This is a genomic window from Pelagibius marinus, from assembly GCF_014925385.1.
Lineage (GTDB): Bacteria > Pseudomonadota > Alphaproteobacteria > Kiloniellales > Kiloniellaceae > Pelagibius > Pelagibius marinus.
Window position 1 is genome coordinate 1 of sequence record NZ_JACSDK010000032.1, and the last position, 887, is coordinate 887.

An 887-nucleotide genomic window follows, 5' to 3' on the forward strand; every position below is an offset into this window, starting at 1 on the left:
CAGCCGGAACTGCGCTACCGCTGGAACCGGCGCGACGACCGCATCACCTTCGTGCCCTTCCTGCGCCTCGACGCCGACGACGAGAACCGCACCCACGCCGACATCCGCGAGCTGAGCTGGTACCACGCGGGCGACGACTGGGACACGGTCCTGGGGGTCAGCAAGGTCTTCTGGGGCGTCGCCGAGTCGCGCCACCTGATCGACATCGTCAACCAGACCGACCTGGTGGAAAGCCCGGATCAGGAGGACAAGCTGGGCCAGCCCATGGCCAACCTCAACCTGCTGCGCGACTGGGGCACGCTGTCCTTCTTCGTGCTGCCGGGTTTCCGAGAGCGCAGCTTCCCCGACGACGACGCGCGCCTGCGCGGCGCCCTGCCCATCGCCTCCGGCGACGCCACCTACGACTCCTCCGCCGAGCAGTGGCACGTGGACTTCGCCCTGCGTTACTCGCACTCCTTCGACAACTGGGACGTCGGCGTCGCGCACTTCCACGGCACCAGCCGCGAGCCGGTCCTGCTGCCCGCCACCAGCGACAACGGCCAGCCGGTGCTGCGGCCCCACTACGATCTCATCGACCAGACCAGCGTCGATGTGCAGTACACCACTGGCCCCTGGCTGCTGAAGTTCGAGGGGATGACCCGCTCGGGCCAGGACGACCGTTTCTTCGCCGCGGTCGGCGGCTTCGAGTACACGCTCTTCGGCGTCATGGAGAGCGACGCCGACCTGGGCCTGCTGGCGGAATACCTGCACGACGGGCGCGGCGACAAGACCCCGCAGACGCCCTTCGAGGACGACCTCTTCCTCGGCACCCGGCTGACGCTGAACGACGTGGAGGACACCACGCTGCTGGCCGGCGTCATCCTGGACCTCGACCAGGAGGAGCGGGT

The 887-nt window shown here is 68.7% G+C and carries 1 protein-coding gene; it reads left to right on the top strand.

Features of this window, described 5'->3' with window-relative positions:
• Window positions 1–887: hypothetical protein (locus H7X47_RS25655; RefSeq protein WP_193371636.1), on the top strand; the 887-nt coding region annotated here is incomplete at both ends.